The following is a 17,574-nucleotide window of genomic DNA, read 5'->3' on the forward strand; positions in this document are numbered from 1 at the left end:
TCACCCTGCTTTATAAAGGTCTAACCTCATTGTTTGCACAAACCTTTATAAGCATACATACAATTACTCAACAAGCTCTGATTGAACGTAAGCAAAGAGTAAATTAAACGTGTGTGCTAACGAGGATACATGCGTTCTCTCAAAGGCATGAGAAGCGTCAATCCCGGGGCCTATTAAACCGTGTTTCACATCCGCTCCAGCGCGTATTGCAGCAGAAGCATCTGACCCATAATAAGGATAGATATCAATCTCATACTCTACATCATTATGCTCTGCAAGCTGAACAAGATGTTGGCGAAGTCCATAATGATATGGACCAGAAGAATCTTTCGCACAAATAGACGCGACGTATTCGGTCGTTGCTTGTCCATCTCCTATAGCACCCATATCAACAGCTAGATACTCTACAGTCTCTTCTGGAATACTGGCATTTCCCCCGTAACCAATCTCTTCATTATTTGATATATAGAAGTGAGTGGTATATGGCAAAACCACGCCCTCCTCCTTTAGGGTGTCAACAAGATGCATTAAAATCGCAACACTCGCTTTATCATCTAGGTGACGTGACTTTACAAACCCGTTATCTGTTACTTGAAAACGTGGATCAAACGAAACAAAGTCCCCCACTTGAACGCCAAGGTCTCTTGTATCTTGCGCATTATGTACTTCAGCGTCTACACGCACTTCTATATTTTCTTGGTTTCGTTTAGCTTCTCCGCCATTTTTATAGACGTGAACAGAAGTTTGGTGCATTAAAATCGTGCCGGAGTATGTGGCTCCACTAGCCGTATGAATCTCACAATATTCTCCTTCAACGCTGTTCCAACGAAACCCGCCAATCATAGACAACTTCAATGTTCCATCAGACTTTACTTCTTTCACCATAGCGCCGAGCGTATCCACATGAGCCGTTAATAAACGCTGCTGTGAATTGTCTTCTCCTTCTAGCGTTGCAATAAGAGCTCCCTTCTTCGTTTTATAAGCAGGCACCTCAAGGTCTTCGAAATACGTTGCGCAGTGATCGATGCATGCTTCTGTGTATCCAGACGGACTAGGTATGTTCACAAGTTGTTCCAATATACCTGTTATCGCTTGCGTATGTTTCATAACAATCTCCCCTTTTCATTTTCATAACTTTCTATCTACTATCATACATATGAATGACACAGGATGTCCAAAAGAAAAGGGGACTTGCAAAATGAAGAAGATCATTTGGATTATACTTATTGGCCACGCAGTCGGCTTTTTTGTTGTGTTCCAATGGCTCCAGAATGATGCTCAAAATGTTGTGAAATACTTTCCGATTGATGAGAAGGTTTCTTTCGAGGAGACAAGCACATCTTTAAAAATGCTCTCTGAAAGTGACCAAGATGAATACGAAATTAACTGGACTACAAATTCTAAATTAAAGGAACCTGTATATCTACGACAGGATATTTCACTACTTTATGAAGATGGACGATTAAAAGGTGTACTAGGAAAATGGAAGGAAAATAGCCAGGATCTAGTGCAAGAAGAGAAAGTTCAAGGAGAAGATAGCGGTCATTATCAAGCCATTACGTACCATCATGGAGAGATTCATTACCCTGATGATCGTATTAAAAGTATACAAGATATGACTCAAAGCGAACTTTACGTCATTGACTCACCATTAACACCACTCGAGTCATTCACAGAACCAGAGAATCAGCAACAAATTGATTGGAAAGAAACACTCGACCGAGCTACTCAGCAACAGCTAGCGTATAGATGGAACCAACTCGTTACTCATTTCTCTATACCTTTGGAACAATATGAACGGATCCCACTTACCACTTTACCAGAATACAAAACAAAGCCCCTCCCTGGGATTGACATTGAACAGACTCAACAAGTCATCGGACAATTGTGGGAAGGACTTTATAAAAACTATATTCTTGATTTCACAGCTTCATCGAACCCCACAAACCAAACAAGCTATGTGCCTCTTATCTTAGCTGATAAAGACGGGAAGCACTTACTCGTTTTGTATGAGAACGCACGTGGGAAGAAAGAAAAATTACTTCAATATTACCCAGAACCTTCTAGCTCAGCCAAAAGTTCCTGATAATCTTCTGCTTCAGGGTTGATTTCTATCGCTTTTTGAACAGCATCGATTGCACGTTCTCTTTCTCCTTGCCTGGCATACAGCACTCCCAGGTTATAATGGGCTGAATCATTCTTTGGATCTAACTCCACTGAACGCTTTAAATCTGTAATAGCTTGCTTCACTTGATCTTGTTGGATGTATCCGTAGGAACGAATGAAGTATAAGACACTATTCTCGTTATTCTGTTCTTCTATTGCTTGATTAGCTACATCAAACGCTTGTTCAAACTGACCGTTTTCCTGATAATAGGAAGCAAGAACAGTTTCGGTATGAAGAGAGGAATCCTCGTTTGCTGCGAGGCCAGCCCAAACAAGGGCCCCAGCGACTGCTAAAACAGCCACAAAGCTCGACATTTGCGTAAGCCCATTTCTCTTCTTAGGAAAATGCACGAACGATGAGGCTAAAAAGCCCCCAACTAAACCGCCTAAGTGTGCACCAATATCAACTTGAGGAATCGCGAAGCTAAAGACAATGTTAATAATCAATATTCCAATAATACTACTTCCCATTGTTCTAAAGAATAATTTCTTATAAATCAACCCAAAGAACAATAGAGCTCCAAAAAGACCGTAGATGGCTCCAGAAGCACCAGCTGCAACGTTCTGAGAGAGGGCAAAGCTTGCAAGTCCACCAACAATACCACTTATAAAGTAAATCGCAAGAAATCGGACACTCCCAAACATCCTCTCAACGGCATTACCCAGGTAATAAAGAGCGAGCATGTTCAATAAAATATGAGCAAAACCAATATGGAGAAACATGGAGCTAACGATACGCCACCATTCTCCCTCTACAATGAGTGGGTTAAATTTAGCACCATAATCAATGAGTGTAGTCGTATTCTGGCTTCCACCATTAAGCTCTAATACAACAAACATTAGCAGGTTAATGGCAATAAATAGATACGTAAATATAGGTTTGCCACGGCTTAAAATAGCCTGCTGATCCTTGATGTTAGCCTCGATTGCTTGGTCAACAGCTCTTCTTAGCTTTGGCACCTGACGCTCCATTTCTTCTTCGTCTTCAGGTGGGAAAGGATTATCTTGAAGGTGTAAGGATTCATAAATATTCTCTAAACTTTGCTCCCTCTCTCGCTGCACAACGAAATTCGTATACATGCGCACAGGTTTTTTTGCCTTTATATGTACCGGATCTCTTTCCCAGTTATCAACGGGTGGGAATTGAGAAATATAGATTGAATATACATGAACTTCTCGCCCTATTAAAGTTTTCGTAAGCCTTTTTACTTTCTCAGCTACTACATCTTGATCACGTTTTAGGTGATTTGACCAATCAAAGGTTTGTTGTTTAAGTCGTATTATATCTGTACTCTTTCCTTTATTCTTCTCAAGCCACACTTCACGGCGGTCTCGATCAATATGGATCACTTCAAAACCGTGATTAGATATGAAGTTGTAGGTCATTTTCCAAAAGTAATAAATATCCTCTAAATACATAAGCCTCTCCCCTTTCTTTCATCTTACCAAATCCATAGTCATAGATACCAAAAAAAACGTTCAGCCGTATCTACGACTGAACGTTTTTTTAAAGGATGGACCGTCCTAAGACTTGTGGTAAGATCTTTTCTCTTAGATAAGGCATCCGCATACTCACACGAACAACAACTTTTCTTAATAAATCATACGCTAAAACGCCATTTATTATGCGATATTTGTATCGGTTCAACGCATATGCTCCTACTATTAAGAAGAATAACCATAGCATCATTCTCATCTTAACCCACCTACCCCTATTTGATAGGTTTAGTATGTGAAAAGAGAGAAATTTTATTCTTCGTTATATTTCTCTAGAACCGGGTTTAACGTTTCCCGTAGCACGCTTGCAGAATTGGCAAATTGAGCTTCTTCTACTTCGTCTAAATCGATCTGAAGAACTTCTCTTATTCCAGAGCGATTCACGATAGCTGGTACACCAATATAAACATCTTTCTCATCATATTCACCACTTAAATATGCTGAAACGGTCAGTATTGAATTTTCATTATGAAGAATAGCTTTAGTAAGCCTTACTAATCCCATCGCAATGCCGTAATAGGTAGCACCTTTTCGTTGAATGATATGGTAAGCAGCATCACGAACTCCTTCAAAGAGTGGAGCTAAGTCACGCTCACTATATTTCTCTGGATTGTCCTTAATTCGGTCATATACAGAGCGCCCACCTATGTTCGCATGACTCCATGCCGGAAGTTCAGAGTCTCCATGCTCTCCCATTATGTAGGCATGAACGTTACGGGAATCAACGTTAAAGTATTCTCCTAAAGAGTAACGAAGGCGAGCTGTATCTAAAATCGTTCCAGACCCAATCACTCGATGTTTAGGTAAGCCAGAGAACTTCCAAGTCATATAGGTTAAAATATCAACAGGATTTGTTGCTACAAGGAAGATTCCGTCAAATCCTGACTCCATCACTTGGTCTACGATGGATTTGAAAATAGCAGAGTTTTTCTCGACAAGATCCAACCGAGTCTCTCCAGGTTTTTGGTTGGCGCCTGCTGTTATAACGACAAGGTCAGCAGAAGCACAGTCACTATAATCGCCATACCAGATCTTCGTATAGGATGGAGCAAAAGCAAGACCATGATTTAGGTCCATTGCGTCGCCTTCTGATTTCTCTTTATTCACATCAATTAAGACGAGCTCGTCCCCCACACCTTGATTCAATAAAGCAAAGGCATAACTTGACCCCACAAAACCTGTGCCAATTAACGCAATACGATTAACTCTCTCCACTCTCCATCATCCTTTCTTCAAATGAAATCTTTTCCTTTTCCCTATTTACATTGTACATGACTGTTCAAACGCCAGAAACTAGAGAGAGCGCTTTCATTGTTAAGATATTGTTACAAATCTTTATAACCGAAATCCTTTTTCCGTTACAATATGATTTACAGGAACATCATAGTCCTCAAACGGTACCCTTTCTACTAATTGCGCCTCTGTCGCTAAAGCTACTGTTTGATTGGCATATGTAGCCAAGTACCGATCATAATAGCCTCCTCCGTACCCAATGCGATATCCGTTATAATCAAAAATTAATCCAGGGACGAGCATAAGATCGATGGAGTTAGGTTCATAGACCGGGCAAAGAGTCGGCACAGGCTCTTTGAGACCAAAATAGACCGTCTCTAATTGATCGAAAGAATTAAGCTCATGAAAATCTAGATGGCTTTCTTTCGGTGTACACTTTGGAACAACAACCTTTTTTCCTTCTTGCCAAGCCAACTCAATGATAGGCGAGGTCTCAACCTCATGTGCTTGAGCAATCGTACAGCCAATTGTAGAAGCCTCTTCCCATAATTGACTATTTAGAAGAGCCAAATAGATTTCTTGTTCTTTTTGCTTTTTCTCTTCCTCACTCATTTTCTTTAACACTTCTTTTCCATATGTACGCAATTCTAACTTTGTCTTCATCTGTACACCTCTTTCGTTACTATTTATTATCATTATTCTCATTAATCGATATAAGAGTGCTTATTTGGAATAGATTATAACCGACTACAAACGTTAGGTTTGTTGAATACTTGAAGATAAGAGTGTGGGGCCGTTACGTTTATTTAGTGCTAGGGGTGTCTGGGGAATGACTCGCTTTCCGCGGGCGGCCCCACACGACGTGGGGTCGTTCGACGTTGTCATAGGACGTGACGGTTTTAGTCGAACTTCCCCTTTCTTTTTAGAGCTTCCTCGGGAAAACCACTCTGTGGGGTCTCGTCGACCTCTTTCTCCCGCAGGAGTCTCCCCATTCCCCAGACACCCCTTATCAGAATTTGTATAACGTCCCCCTCAACTCCAAGTCTTCCACATAAGGGGGTATATATGAAACAAGTAAATAAACACTAACAAATCCTACATAAAAAACGATAAAAAAAACAGTAGGAGCTAATCCTACTGTTTACTTCGTTTCACGATGAAGAGTGTGTTTCTTCAAACGTGGGCAATATTTCTTAAGTTCTAAGCGTTCAGGGTTTGTACGCTTGTTTTTTGTGCTAATATAGTTGCGGTCACCAGTTTCAGTGCAAGCAAGTGTAATGTTTACACGCATCGTTTATCCCTCCAAATACCATTCTTTACTCTGTTTAATGTATTTACATACTTTATCAGACTTATTAATAGTATCAAATCATACTTATTCTTTCAAGGTTGTTTTACTCTTTTATTCGGTTAAGATGCATTTTTTATCTATTGTATTCTGAGGTAAGGTGAACTTAAAAATCTTATAAAACGAGTATATGGTCGGTTTTCTGCAGTGTCTTTGTATGATATAACTAGTAAAGAAATGAAATGAGGTGAAGAAATGATTTATATGTTTTTAACGTTATTTTCTGTAGCACTTGTTCTTTACATCCTCTCTTTCTTTACAAAGAGTCGAATACAAGATTTAGAAGAGCAAATAGAAGAGATTTCCTTAAATACAATCCAGGAAACCTATCAACTTAAGAAGAAAATGAAGGTTCTTGAAGAAGAACTTCTTATAGAAGAAGAGACAGGTTCATTTTACAAAGAGAACGTTCCTAGAGCGTCTAATGAGTATGATGGAGGTTCAGTCGGCCATAAGGTGTTAACCCTTTATCAAGAAGGATATACAACTAAGGAAATCGCTGAGAAGACATCTATGAAAGAACACGATATTTTCGTGACATTGCGCCAGCATTCAAGTGAGAAACAGCGAGGTGTGAACTCATGAAACACACACTAAGAGCATTCGCACTTGGCCTGTTAACAGCTACGTCTTTACTTGCTTTCGCCTATTCCCAACAAGATGTAAATGAAGCGAAAGCGACAGAACCATCTAAAGAAGATGCAGAAGCCCTGCTAGCAGAAAAAGGGTATGTGGTTTTAACGGAAAATAAATGGGCTAAATTAACTGAACAAGCTTCATCTATAGAAGAAACAGATACAAACACACAAGAAAATGATGAAACAGAACAAGAAACAACTCAAGATGATACCTCAGAGTCATCCAAAGTGAATGCTTACAAATTGTCTATTCAAGAAGGCATGGTCCCTGAGGACATTAGTCAAGTACTAGCAGAAAATAATATTATTGAGGATGCGGAAGCATTTAGACAATATTTAACAGAAAATGAGTTTAGTCGTTACATACAGATTGGTGAGTATACCGTTGTTGACCAAATGTCATTTTTAGAGATTGCAAAGATTATCACTCGCTAAGAAGTGGTTCTGAATTGAGTATCGAATTGCATAGCAATTTGATGCTCATTTTTGTTATGTGCACTTTTTTGATTGTCTCTGTTAATGGTTAGTGTTGATTTTGCTCCATATAAGCCCCCTTATATGGAACACTTGAAGTTGAAATATATCAGCAGGAAGGGGCCTTTACGTTTAAGAGTGCTTGGGCTTGCTCGGGGACAACTCGCTTTCCTGCGGGCAGCTGGGAAGCCTCCTCATTCGCTTCGCTCTCTGCGGGGTCTTCCCTAGGCTCCTTTTCCCGTGGGCAGAAGAGCCTATCTAGTTCCCCACAGGAAAGCGAGTGGTTTCCAGGCCCACCTTAAGCTCAACTAAAGTTAACGGAAACATTCTCTCAACTTCGAGTCTTCAACAATCCTGTCCTGTTCTTTAACAAGCTTGTTATAAAAAATAACAACATATAACTTTAACAGAGCCTTTTGATTATTGGCAGCATCTATCTCACTATTATGGATTTAGAGAGCTTGGCTCTTACTTATCCTAGTCGAGCTATTTCCTTTTACTTGCTTCAAGGTAGCCACTATAAGAAAACTCACGATTACTAGTAATAGCCACGAGCTTACTTTACCAAGATGGACTAAACTCCATGCTTCTGTCTGGTTAGGGTACTCCCAAGCCCCGAAGAATGTCGCGATATTTTCAGCTATCCATATGAAAAAACCGATGAGTATGAAGGAAAATACTATTGGCATTTTATAGCGACTTTCACTAATAGTATATGTAACCCATGATGGCCAAAATATAATGATCACAAGTCCAGATAGCCACCATCGGAGATCAACCCAATAATGATGTGTAAAGAAATTTAAATAGATTCCACTTGCAAGAGGCACAACCAACCACATCGGTGGCCATTTAACCAACTGGACGTTTAATCTCCTCCATGCCTGACAAAGGTAACTGGCTACACTTGCATACATAAATCCACTATATAGAGGAACTCCCAGCACCTTAGAATACCCCTCTTCCGGGTATGACCAAGACCCCATATGCACTTTAAAAAGTTCAAGGGTTAGCCCGATAAGGTGAAATAATGTAATGACCTTTAATTCATCTGACGTTTCAAGTCCAGACCGAACCATCCACCACTGCATGAATAAAAATATAATAAGCAGCCAATCATACCTCGGCAAGAAAGGTAGCGATACAACTTGTGTAATTGCCAAAGAAGCAAAAATAACAACTGGGAACAAACATGATAAAGCTTGTTCCCACCCAAAGCGAATGAATTGCTTTAAAACTCTCATATTTTGCCCCCAATGATTTTCTTACTTGATTATATGCCATTATTTATTGTACTACAATAAATAATTAATGCAAAACAACTTATTGCATTTCTCTTTACAGTCTAACTTCTTCTCACATATAGCCATCCTAGCAAGCTACCCTATCATTTCTAACAATCGAGTAGGAGGAGGTGACTAACCTCCGTCCTCTCACACCACCGAGCGTACGGGTCCGTACTCGGCGGTTTCTTTAAGTTTGACGTAAGAAAATATATCTTTGATATAAGCTACGAAGCCCTAAACGATTCCAGTAAGAATTGTTTAGGGTTTTGTTTAATATTGGGCTATTGGCGATTCGCCAATAGCCTTTCCTTGAATTTGCCCATTCGTGTGCTTTCCTCCTTGGAATTCCTAAGTGGATTAACTTTCTCTTCCTGGTTCGAGGAAGTTTCCAGTCTTTCCAAACGCACATCCTTAATCTGTGCCGTATCCAGGTATCAAGCGAGGAAAAGGCACTCTTCGTGTCAGCTAATGCGAAGTAACCACACCAACCAATTAAATATTTATTTAACTCTTTGATGCGTCGATCCATAGACCACCCTTTTGATCTGGATGTCAGTTCACGAACCTTTTGCTTCATCCTCCTTACACTCTTCGAGTGTATTCGAATCTTAGGGTTCCGGTTGTTTGTAAAGCTGAATCCAAGGAGATTTCTTCTCCAAGGTCGATCTACAGCTGATTTATTAAGATTTACTTTTAATTTTAGGTTTTGTTCGATGAACTCTGTAATAGAGTTCATAACGCGATGCGCTGACTTCTTTGATCCCACATAGATGTGGAAATCATCAGCGTACCTCACGAAACTAAGTCCTCTACTTTCTAATTCCTTATCCAATTCGTTCAAGATAATATTCGCTAGTAGTGGACTAAGTGGACCTCCTTGCGGGGTACCTTCTTGAGATTGAACCTTAACCCCTTCCATTAGAATACATGATTTCAGATAATGTTTAATGATTCGAAGTAAAGCACTGTCCTTGATCGTCTTTGATAGTAGTCCCATGAGCTTTTCATGGTTTACCTTATCAAAGAATGCTTCTAAGTCCATATCCACAACCCAGCGTTTACCCTCTCGGATAAATTCTTTGGCTTGTCTAACTGCTTGGTGACCGTTTCGATTTGGACGGAATCCATAGCTGTAATTTGAGAAGCGAGGATCAAATACTTTCGTGAGTTCTTGGGCAATCGCTTGTTGTATAAACCGATCTACCACAGTAGGGATACCCAACAACCGTACTCCACCGTCTGGTTTCGGGATTTCGACTCGACGTACGGGAGATGGCTGATAGGTTCCCATCTCAAGTTGATTTCGCAAAGTAGTCCAGTGATCAGTCACATACCTTCGTAGGTTTTGTACGGGCATATCGTCGACACCGTGACTACCTTTATTGCGTTCAACTCGCTTTAAAGCTTGTATGAGATTGTCCCGTGATAAGATTCGGTTCATCATAATTTAACTCTCCTACGCGAACGACAGTCTTTCTTCTATTCATACTCTGTTCCACCCTTCCAAAGTCCCCCGTGAACTTCATCACTTCCTCCTCTGGATAAGCTCGTTACGAGTTGTCTGTGTCTTTACAGAGGTATGCGTCCGAAAGGATCGTTCTTCCTTAAAGATTCAGTCCTTCCTAACTTATCTCGAGTTAAGTTAGTACTATGACTTCGGCTGACTTCTGTTGATTCAGTTACTCATCACTGAGTAGGTTACGAAGTGTACTTCGCTCATCAACAGACCTCCCCGGGTAAGGACGCACGCTTCCTTTCCATCACCGTCCCATTTACTGCCACTCCCTTTGGTCGTTGGACTTTGGTGTGTTTAGCCACCTTATCCAAGAGAGACAGCCTTTTATGAGATTCGTGTTCCTCGGTTCGGAAATTTGCCTCCGGCTTCCTTCAGATTCTGGGTCACCCCAAACACCCTTGCCTTTGGCTAACGGCTACAACGACCTTCACCGTTCGGGACTCTAACCCTAAAGCTTACGCCCATGCCGGGCACACTAAAAAGAGGCGGAATCTAAATTAGATTCCGCCTCTATATCATCTTATTCATTTAAATCGAACGTTTGACCTTTGACCAGATAGAAAATATACTCCCCAATATTCGTAATATGGTCAGCAAATCGTTCAATATATCGTGCTACATACGCCATTTGCATAATATGCTGGATCTTTTGCGGATTTGTTGCTGTAAGTTCAAGCATTTCCCGTGTAACTTGCCCGTACATTTCATCGACTTTATCATCCATCTCAGCTAGCACCCGAGCTAAAGAAATATCTTCATTCTCAAATGCTTTTGTTGCCGTGTCAACCATTTCCCTTGCTACGTCAAACATGTCATTTAAAGCTGGAGGGATAGAAATATCGTGTCCCTCTCCCAAGTGGATTGCACTTTTACTAACGTTTACGGCATGATCTGCCATACGCTCAAGATCAGCTGAAATCTTGATTGCCACAATCATTCTGCGAAGGTCCGTAGCAACAGGTTGCTGTTTCGCGATTAATAGAATGGCCTGCTCATTAATTTCTAGCTCTTTTCGATCAAGCTGATCATCTTGTTCAATAATCTTTTTCGCTTTATCGATGTCTTGAGTGTATAAAGCATCTAAGGCTTGTTCAAATGCATTCACTGTTTCTACAGCTAATTTCTTAATACTAAATTTCATCTGATCCATATCTTCATGAAACTGACCTCTCATCATACCCAATACCCCTTTCTACCCCTATAATAGAACTTTGCCTTAACCGAAACGACCTGTAATATAATCTTCTGTACGCTTATCAGTTGGATTAGAGAATAACGTGTTTGTATCTGTATATTCTACAAGTTCTCCACTTAAGAAGAAAGCCGTTTTATCAGATATACGAGCCGCTTGTTGCATGTTGTGAGTAACAATAACGATACTATAGTCCTTCTTCAACTCTTGAATTAACTCTTCTACTTTCAGTGTTGAAATTGGGTCAAGAGCAGATGTAGGTTCATCCATAAGAATGACATCTGGTTCAATAGCTAGACAACGAGCAATACATACACGTTGCTGCTGTCCACCAGATAGTCCATACGCGTTTTCATGAAGTCGATCTTTAACCTCATCCCAAAGCGCTGCACCCTTTAAACTTTTTTCAACGATTTGATCTAGTGTCTTTTTATCTTTAATACCATGAATTTTTGGTCCGTATACAATATTTTCATAAATCGATTTAGGAAATGGATTAGGCTTTTGGAAAACCATCCCGACTTTCGTGCGTAAGTCTTCAACTAAATAGTTTTTATCAAAGATATTCTTACCTCGGTATTCAATTTCACCTGAGGTTTTCACGACAGGAACCGTCTCTACCATACGGTTTAGCGTTTTAACGTATGTGGATTTACCACAACCTGAAGGTCCGATAATAGCGGTAACATCATTTTGTTTAATATCCATATTTATATCATAAAGGGCTTGGTTATCCCCATACCATAAGTTTAAATCTTTCACATTAAATACTGAACTTTTTGTATCTGCCATAATGACAAATCCTCCTTCAATAATCCGTTGACTCTATAAAGGTTTATAAACGTTTTGAGAACTTATTTCGAATAAATACAGCAATTGAATTTAGAAGTAATAAAATCACAAGTAATACGATAATTCCTGCTGAAGCTACATACTCAAATTCAGGCTGTGGAGCTTTTGTCCAGCTATAAATTTGAATTGGCATTGCTGTATAAGGATCGAAAATTCCGCTTGGAAGTGTGAAGATCGCCGTTGCTGCTCCTACCAGTAATAACGGAGCCGTTTCACCGATAGCGCGAGAAAGGGCAAGGATACCACCAGTTAAAATGCCAGGAATCGCTGCTGGAAGAACAATTCGTCTTACCGTTTGCCATTTCGTAGCTCCCATACCATATGAAGCTTCACGCAATTCATTCGGCACAGAACGGATGGATTCTTGTGCGGCTACTACAATTACCGGAAGTACTAGCAAGCCTAATGTAAGACCACCAGCTAGAACAATTTCACCTGTTTTGAAAATATAAACGAAAATAGTAAGACCTAATAAACCGAACACAATCGATGGTACACCGGCGAGGTTTTGCAAGTTGATTTGGATGAAACGTGTAAATTTCCCTCGTTTAGCGTATTCCTCCAAATAGATTGCAGTGGCTACACCGATAATCAACGTCACAGGCGCTGTAACAGACATAAGCCAAAGAGAGCCAATAACACCTGCTTTAATTCCAGCGCGGTCTGGACTTTGCGAAGTAAATCCTGTTAAGAAATCCATATCTAAGCTACCGAGTCCTTGAGTCAATATCCGATATGCTAGTGCGCCTAAGAATAATAAGCCGATAATCGTAGCAATAAAGAAGATCACTTTTGCAATCTTGTTCTTTAAGATACGACCACTCATCTTATTAGACACTGTATCTTTATTTATCAAAGCCATATTAGTACTCCTCTCTAAATCTTCGACTAATATATTGTGCAAGAAGGTTCATGATTAACGTGAATACGAATAGAGTTGTTCCTACTGCGTAAATGCTGTAGTAGATCGTTGATCCATAGGAAACATCTCCTGTTGAGACTTGAACAATGTACCCCGTCATCGTTTGAATCGATTGAGTCGGATCAAATGAGAATTTCGGAGTAGCACCTGCCGCAATGGCAACAATCATCGTTTCCCCAATCGCACGAGACATCGCAAGAGCGAAAGAGGCTACGATACCAGATAGTGCAGCTGGTATAACAACTTTTACCGTTGTCTCAAGTCTTGTTGCTCCTAGAGCCATTGCTCCTTCACGTAATACATTTGGAACAGCCCCCATCGCATCTTCCGTTAAGGAAGCTACCATTGGGACAATCATGATACCTACAACAATACCTGCACTTAATGCGTTAAAGAAAGAAAGGCCCGGAATTATTTTTTCCAACATCGGTGTTACAAAGGTTAAAGCAAAGAAACCATAAACAACTGTTGGAATTCCAGCAAGTACTTCTAGAACAGGCTTAAGCATTCTTCTAACTTTATCAGATGCATATTCACTCAAGAATATAGCTGAGGCTACCCCTAGTGGAATTGCAATGATCATGGCAGTTACGGTAATTAGCAACGTTCCACTAATTAATGATAGAATACCGTATGAATCACGCCATGGATTCCAATGAGTAGTTGTAAAGAATTCAATAACACTTACCTCCCTAAAGAAAGTAAATGTTTCAGATAATAACGTATATAGTATTCCTAATGTTACAAGTACAGATAGTGTGGCACACAGCAACAAAAGTTTAGGTACTAATTTTTCTACAAACGCGGTTGAGCTATTCGATTGTTTATTTTTCTCAATCCTCTCACTTACTGAGAGCCCATCCTGTTTATTTTTAGATGAAACCATTTGTGAAATCCCCTTTCAGCTGGAACATAGCAAAGTGAGGGGAACATCTTTCAACCCGTCCCCTCACCTTACACAGAACCAATTATCCAAGAAGTTTGCTAATGTTTATTTACCAGCTAGCTCTTTAACTTTATCAATTTGCTCTTGATATTTTTCTTCTGGAAGAGCAACATATCCTACTTCTTTAGCAGCGTCTCCTGCGTTTTCAAGTGTATACATTGTGTAATCATAAACTTGAGGCTTTTCTAGTGCACTTTCAACAACATATGTGAATAATGGACGAGAAAGTGGCTCATATTCACCGCTTTGAATTGTTTCTGAAGTTGGTTTAACTGGCTCAGCGTCTTCACCATTTTGAATTCCTAAAGCTTTTAGAGAATCTTCGTTTTGTAGATAGTATGCATAACCGAAGAATCCAATTGCATACTCACTGTTTTTGATACCGCGAACAAGTGTGTTGTCATCTTCAGATGTTTGTACATCTCCATCTTCACGCATTGCATTATCTTCAAGAATTACTTCGTTAAAGTAATCGAATGTACCTGACTGATGACCAGGTGCGAAGATCTTAATTGTTTCATCAGGCCAGTCTGGATTAATGTCGGACCATTTCTTTGTATCAGAACTGTCAAGGAAGATCTTTCTAAGTTGTTCAACTGTTAAGTTTTCAACAAAGTCATTCTCAGCACTTACGGCTACAGTAAGACCGTCATATGCAAGTGTAAGTTCATGTAAGTTAATATCATTTTCTTCAGCTTTTTTCTTTTCTTCTTCTTTAATCGGACGAGAAGCGTTAGATAAGTCGATCTCACCTTTAGTGGACTTTTCAAATCCGCCACCAGAACCGATAGATTGTAGTGTTACATTAACGTCTTGTTCTTTAGCTGCGTAACGCTCTTGAACATAAAGGGCCATAGGGTAAACAGTAGAAGAACCTGCTACTTTCACATCACCTGAAAGTGCTTCTCCACCGTCTGTTTCAGATTGTGTATCACCATTTGAAGTATCTTCCTCATTCTCACCTTCGCTGCTTCCACAAGCTGCAAGAGCTCCAAGAGCAAGGATAAGAGTGAAGATAAGTGCTAAATGCTTGAAACTTTTCATTTCTTTTTCCCCCTAAAATAAATGTTGAATTTTGTTGTTCAAGTGGGCTTGATCAACTCACAATGCTTATATTACAGATAGAGTTTTAACGGCATATGAACAAAATGTTAAGGTTGTGTAAATTGATCAATTCGATGTATAAAAACTTCTAATCCTCCTATCACATCAGTCTTATACCGCTTGAAGTTTCAATTAGTTTCTACAAAAAAAGAGAGGGTTATGCATTTGCATAACCCTCTCTACTTCCTTTATTCGTTATTATTCTGTTGGTTCATCTTCAGATTCCTGATTGGATTGCTCTTTATCTTTCATAGCTTCAGCGCGATTTTCTTTTAGATCATAATAGGCATCCATAGCATCCCGACCGATGTGTTTGTTGATTGGGTATTGAGGAGTATATCCACTAATAATTCCCGTGTTTGGAACTACAACAGCAAAGGCAACTTCTGGATTTTCAGAAGGAGAATACCCAACAAGAGTTAAGTTTTCTACATCTGTCGTACTTCCCACTCCAATAGGATTTCCATAATTATCACGAATGATTTCATATACTTTTGCTTGTGCTGTTCCAGTTTTTCCGGCAATGGAATAATCTACTTCTTCTCCAAAGTCTCTATAAGCAGTCCCCTCTGAAGATTGAAATACAAGTTCAAACCCTCTTTTCACACGATTAATGCTTTCTTGAGTCATAGATATTTTATTCAGAACATTTGGACTATAAGACTCAACGACAGGACCAAGGCCTTTAGATTGAACATCTGGCTCATGCACTTCAGTTACTAGTCGAGGTTGGATGCGATATCCATCATTCGCTATAGTCGATACATATTGAGCTAATTGCATCGCGGTATAGCTATCATACTGACCAATAGATAGATTAAGCATATCAGAAGTAACAGGGTCTTCTCCTTGAAAACCATATGATTCTGTACCGGCAGGCATATCAATACCGGTTTTGACGCCTAAACCAAATTGACTGAAATAATCTCTCATCACCTGAAAGCGTCCTGCCACAGTTTTTAACGGGTCATTTCTTACATAATGGTTATCTCCTGCCATTTTCATTGCAATCCTGAACATATAAACGTTTGAGGACATCTGAAGAGCTTGGTAATCATTAATTATGCCCATATTTCTATATGAGGCCTTTTCTTCAGTTCCCTTAATCTTTATTGGGGTGTCTAACATTCTTTCCCCATGATTTACAACTCCAAAATCATAACCGGCTAAAAGAGTAGCACCCTTGACAGCAGAACCAGGTGGATATTGCTGGGTGATAGCCCCCAAAGAGAAATCTTGGAAATAAGGCTCTTCGTCGCCTTCACCACGATTGTATTTCTGTCCAGAAACAGCTAGAACTTCCCCTGTGTCTGGCTCCATCATAACAACCATCGCTTCACTCATGTGTTGGTTTTGCACAGGAAAACGAGTTATCGCTTCTTTTAAGTGCTTCTGCACAATTTCATCTAACCGTTTTTGAAGTTCTATATCAACAGTCAAACTTAAATCTTTCCCACGCGTGCCTTCTTGAATAACTTCCGAATTTATAACCTCTTGATCACTGTTAACGGTATGTTCAATCTTTTCCTTCTGACCTTTTAATACCATTTCATAACGTTCTTCTAAACCACTAGTGCCTACTCGATCATTAAGGCTGTAGCCTAGAGACATAAAGTAATCTTTTTGGTCTTTAGGTACACCAGACATGTTGACACTTCCTAAATAGTTACGGAACGTGTCCCCATATGGATATTCCCTTTGCCAATCTGTACTAACATTAATACCCGGGAGTTTATCAAGGTTTTCTGCAACCGTTGCGTACTCCTCTAGCGTAACGTCTTCATTCTTTACAATATGAGGAGAAAGAGAATAAGCACTATCTAATTCACGCTTAATCGCAATAATCTCCATTTCTTCATCTGAGAATTGAAGGTCTTGTTCTGGATCAATGCGATCTAACAGAATTTCATAAGGCGTATCCGCATCTGTCTCTTGCTCCTCTTCTGTATACGTTTGTTCCTCTACAGATAACCTTTCTTTTATGGCTTTATTATCTTCGTTATTGACTAAGATCCAATAGTCTTTCTTATCACGAAGAGTTACTTTCTTTGTATCTTTTTCAATCATAGGCGCTAACTTTTTGGCAATCTCCAGATGCTTCGCCTGATTGGTGGATTTCGGTGGTGTGTATGTAATGGCGTAAAGTGGTGAATTGTCCACAATTACATTACCAAAGCGATCATACATCTTCCCTCTCGGTACTGGTGTCTTTGTCGTGTCATTTGTTGTTCGATCAATCTCTTCTTGTGCTTCAGCACCGTGTAGAATTTGTACCATCCCAAGCTTTAACACGACTCCTGAGAACATAAGAAAGATAATAAAGAATAACACATTTAATCGAAAGGGAAGATGAGACTTCTTCTTATTGTTCTTTTTCCCCATAAGTCTCTCCTCCTCTAA

Annotated in this window: 17 protein-coding genes; 3 read left to right on the forward strand and 14 right to left on the reverse strand. The window is 39.8% G+C overall.

Going from position 1 to position 17,574, the window contains the following annotated elements:
• Positions 1-63: 63 nt before the first annotated feature.
• On the reverse strand, positions 64-1,107 hold the full coding sequence (locus tag ACYX4O_RS13940) for a M42 family metallopeptidase (protein WP_476351655.1): 1,044 nt from the start codon (positions 1,105-1,107) through the stop codon (positions 64-66).
• A 91-nt stretch (positions 1,108-1,198) separates the two neighbouring features.
• Between ACYX4O_RS13940 and ACYX4O_RS13945 the strand changes: the two genes are divergently transcribed.
• Positions 1,199-2,086: a hypothetical protein gene (locus ACYX4O_RS13945; protein WP_476351656.1), complete on the forward strand. Its 888-nt coding sequence runs from the start codon at positions 1,199-1,201 to the stop codon at positions 2,084-2,086.
• Here the strand turns inward: ACYX4O_RS13945 and ACYX4O_RS13950 are convergent.
• The 5 genes from ACYX4O_RS13950 to rpmG form a co-directional block, all read right to left on the reverse strand.
• On the reverse strand, positions 2,050-3,585 hold the full coding sequence (locus ACYX4O_RS13950) for a rhomboid family intramembrane serine protease (protein WP_476351657.1): 1,536 nt from the start codon (positions 3,583-3,585) through the stop codon (positions 2,050-2,052). The genes ACYX4O_RS13945 and ACYX4O_RS13950 overlap by 37 nt on opposite strands.
• 88 nt (positions 3,586-3,673) lie before the next feature.
• The gene (locus ACYX4O_RS13955) at positions 3,674-3,862 is read right to left on the reverse strand and encodes a sodium:proton antiporter (protein WP_476351658.1); all 189 of its coding nucleotides are present in this window, start codon (positions 3,860-3,862) and stop codon (positions 3,674-3,676) included.
• A 53-nt stretch (positions 3,863-3,915) separates the two neighbouring features.
• Entirely contained in the window at positions 3,916-4,878 is a 963-nt protein-coding gene (locus ACYX4O_RS13960; protein WP_476351659.1) for an L-lactate dehydrogenase, read from the reverse strand.
• A gap of 120 nt (positions 4,879-4,998) precedes the next feature.
• A complete protein-coding gene (locus ACYX4O_RS13965) occupies positions 4,999-5,559 on the reverse strand; it encodes a 5-formyltetrahydrofolate cyclo-ligase (protein WP_476351660.1) in 561 nt (186 codons plus the stop codon).
• A 478-nt stretch (positions 5,560-6,037) separates the two neighbouring features.
• Entirely contained in the window at positions 6,038-6,187 is a 150-nt protein-coding gene (rpmG, locus tag ACYX4O_RS13970) for a 50S ribosomal protein L33 (RefSeq protein WP_036782142.1), read from the reverse strand.
• A gap of 252 nt (positions 6,188-6,439) precedes the next feature.
• On the opposite strand from rpmG, the gene ACYX4O_RS13975 reads away from it, so the two are divergent.
• Both ACYX4O_RS13975 and ACYX4O_RS13980 read left to right on the forward strand, forming a co-directional pair.
• Positions 6,440-6,829, forward strand: coding sequence for a hypothetical protein (locus ACYX4O_RS13975; protein WP_476351661.1), 390 nt, complete (start codon positions 6,440-6,442; stop codon positions 6,827-6,829).
• Positions 6,826-7,317 carry a hypothetical protein gene (locus ACYX4O_RS13980; RefSeq protein ID WP_476351662.1) on the forward strand — a complete coding sequence of 164 codons (492 nt, stop codon included), beginning with the start codon at positions 6,826-6,828 and terminating at the stop codon, positions 7,315-7,317. The genes ACYX4O_RS13975 and ACYX4O_RS13980 overlap by 4 nt, the downstream gene beginning before the upstream one ends.
• Before the next feature lie 491 nt (positions 7,318-7,808).
• On the opposite strand, the gene ACYX4O_RS13985 is transcribed toward ACYX4O_RS13980, so the two are convergent.
• From ACYX4O_RS13985 to ACYX4O_RS14020, 8 genes are all read right to left on the reverse strand, one after another.
• The gene (locus ACYX4O_RS13985; RefSeq protein WP_476351663.1) at positions 7,809-8,600 is read right to left on the reverse strand and encodes a DUF817 domain-containing protein; all 792 of its coding nucleotides are present in this window, start codon (positions 8,598-8,600) and stop codon (positions 7,809-7,811) included.
• A 229-nt stretch (positions 8,601-8,829) separates the two neighbouring features.
• The gene (gene ltrA / locus ACYX4O_RS13990; RefSeq protein ID WP_476357143.1) at positions 8,830-10,089 is read right to left on the reverse strand and encodes a group II intron reverse transcriptase/maturase; all 1,260 of its coding nucleotides are present in this window, start codon (positions 10,087-10,089) and stop codon (positions 8,830-8,832) included.
• Between the two features lie 589 nt (positions 10,090-10,678).
• Complete coding sequence (gene phoU / locus ACYX4O_RS13995; protein WP_476351664.1) at positions 10,679-11,335, reverse strand: phosphate signaling complex protein PhoU; 657 nt, start codon at positions 11,333-11,335, stop codon at positions 10,679-10,681.
• A 39-nt stretch (positions 11,336-11,374) separates the two neighbouring features.
• Complete coding sequence (gene pstB, locus ACYX4O_RS14000) at positions 11,375-12,142, reverse strand: phosphate ABC transporter ATP-binding protein PstB (protein ID WP_476351665.1); 768 nt, start codon at positions 12,140-12,142, stop codon at positions 11,375-11,377.
• Between the two features lie 43 nt (positions 12,143-12,185).
• Positions 12,186-13,064, reverse strand: a complete 879-nt coding sequence (pstA, locus tag ACYX4O_RS14005; RefSeq protein WP_476351666.1) for a phosphate ABC transporter permease PstA — start codon at positions 13,062-13,064, stop codon at positions 12,186-12,188.
• A 1-nt stretch (position 13,065) separates the two neighbouring features.
• On the reverse strand, positions 13,066-14,010 hold the full coding sequence (gene pstC / locus ACYX4O_RS14010; protein ID WP_476351667.1) for a phosphate ABC transporter permease subunit PstC: 945 nt from the start codon (positions 14,008-14,010) through the stop codon (positions 13,066-13,068).
• Positions 14,011-14,115: 105 nt separating this feature from the next.
• On the reverse strand, positions 14,116-15,114 hold the full coding sequence (locus ACYX4O_RS14015; protein ID WP_476351668.1) for a PstS family phosphate ABC transporter substrate-binding protein: 999 nt from the start codon (positions 15,112-15,114) through the stop codon (positions 14,116-14,118).
• A gap of 258 nt (positions 15,115-15,372) precedes the next feature.
• Positions 15,373-17,556, reverse strand: a complete 2,184-nt coding sequence (locus ACYX4O_RS14020; RefSeq protein WP_476351669.1) for a peptidoglycan D,D-transpeptidase FtsI family protein — start codon at positions 17,554-17,556, stop codon at positions 15,373-15,375.
• Between the last annotated feature and the right edge of the window lie 18 nt (positions 17,557-17,574).

The sequence above is a fragment of the Pontibacillus sp. ABV4_188 genome, assembly GCF_056311905.1.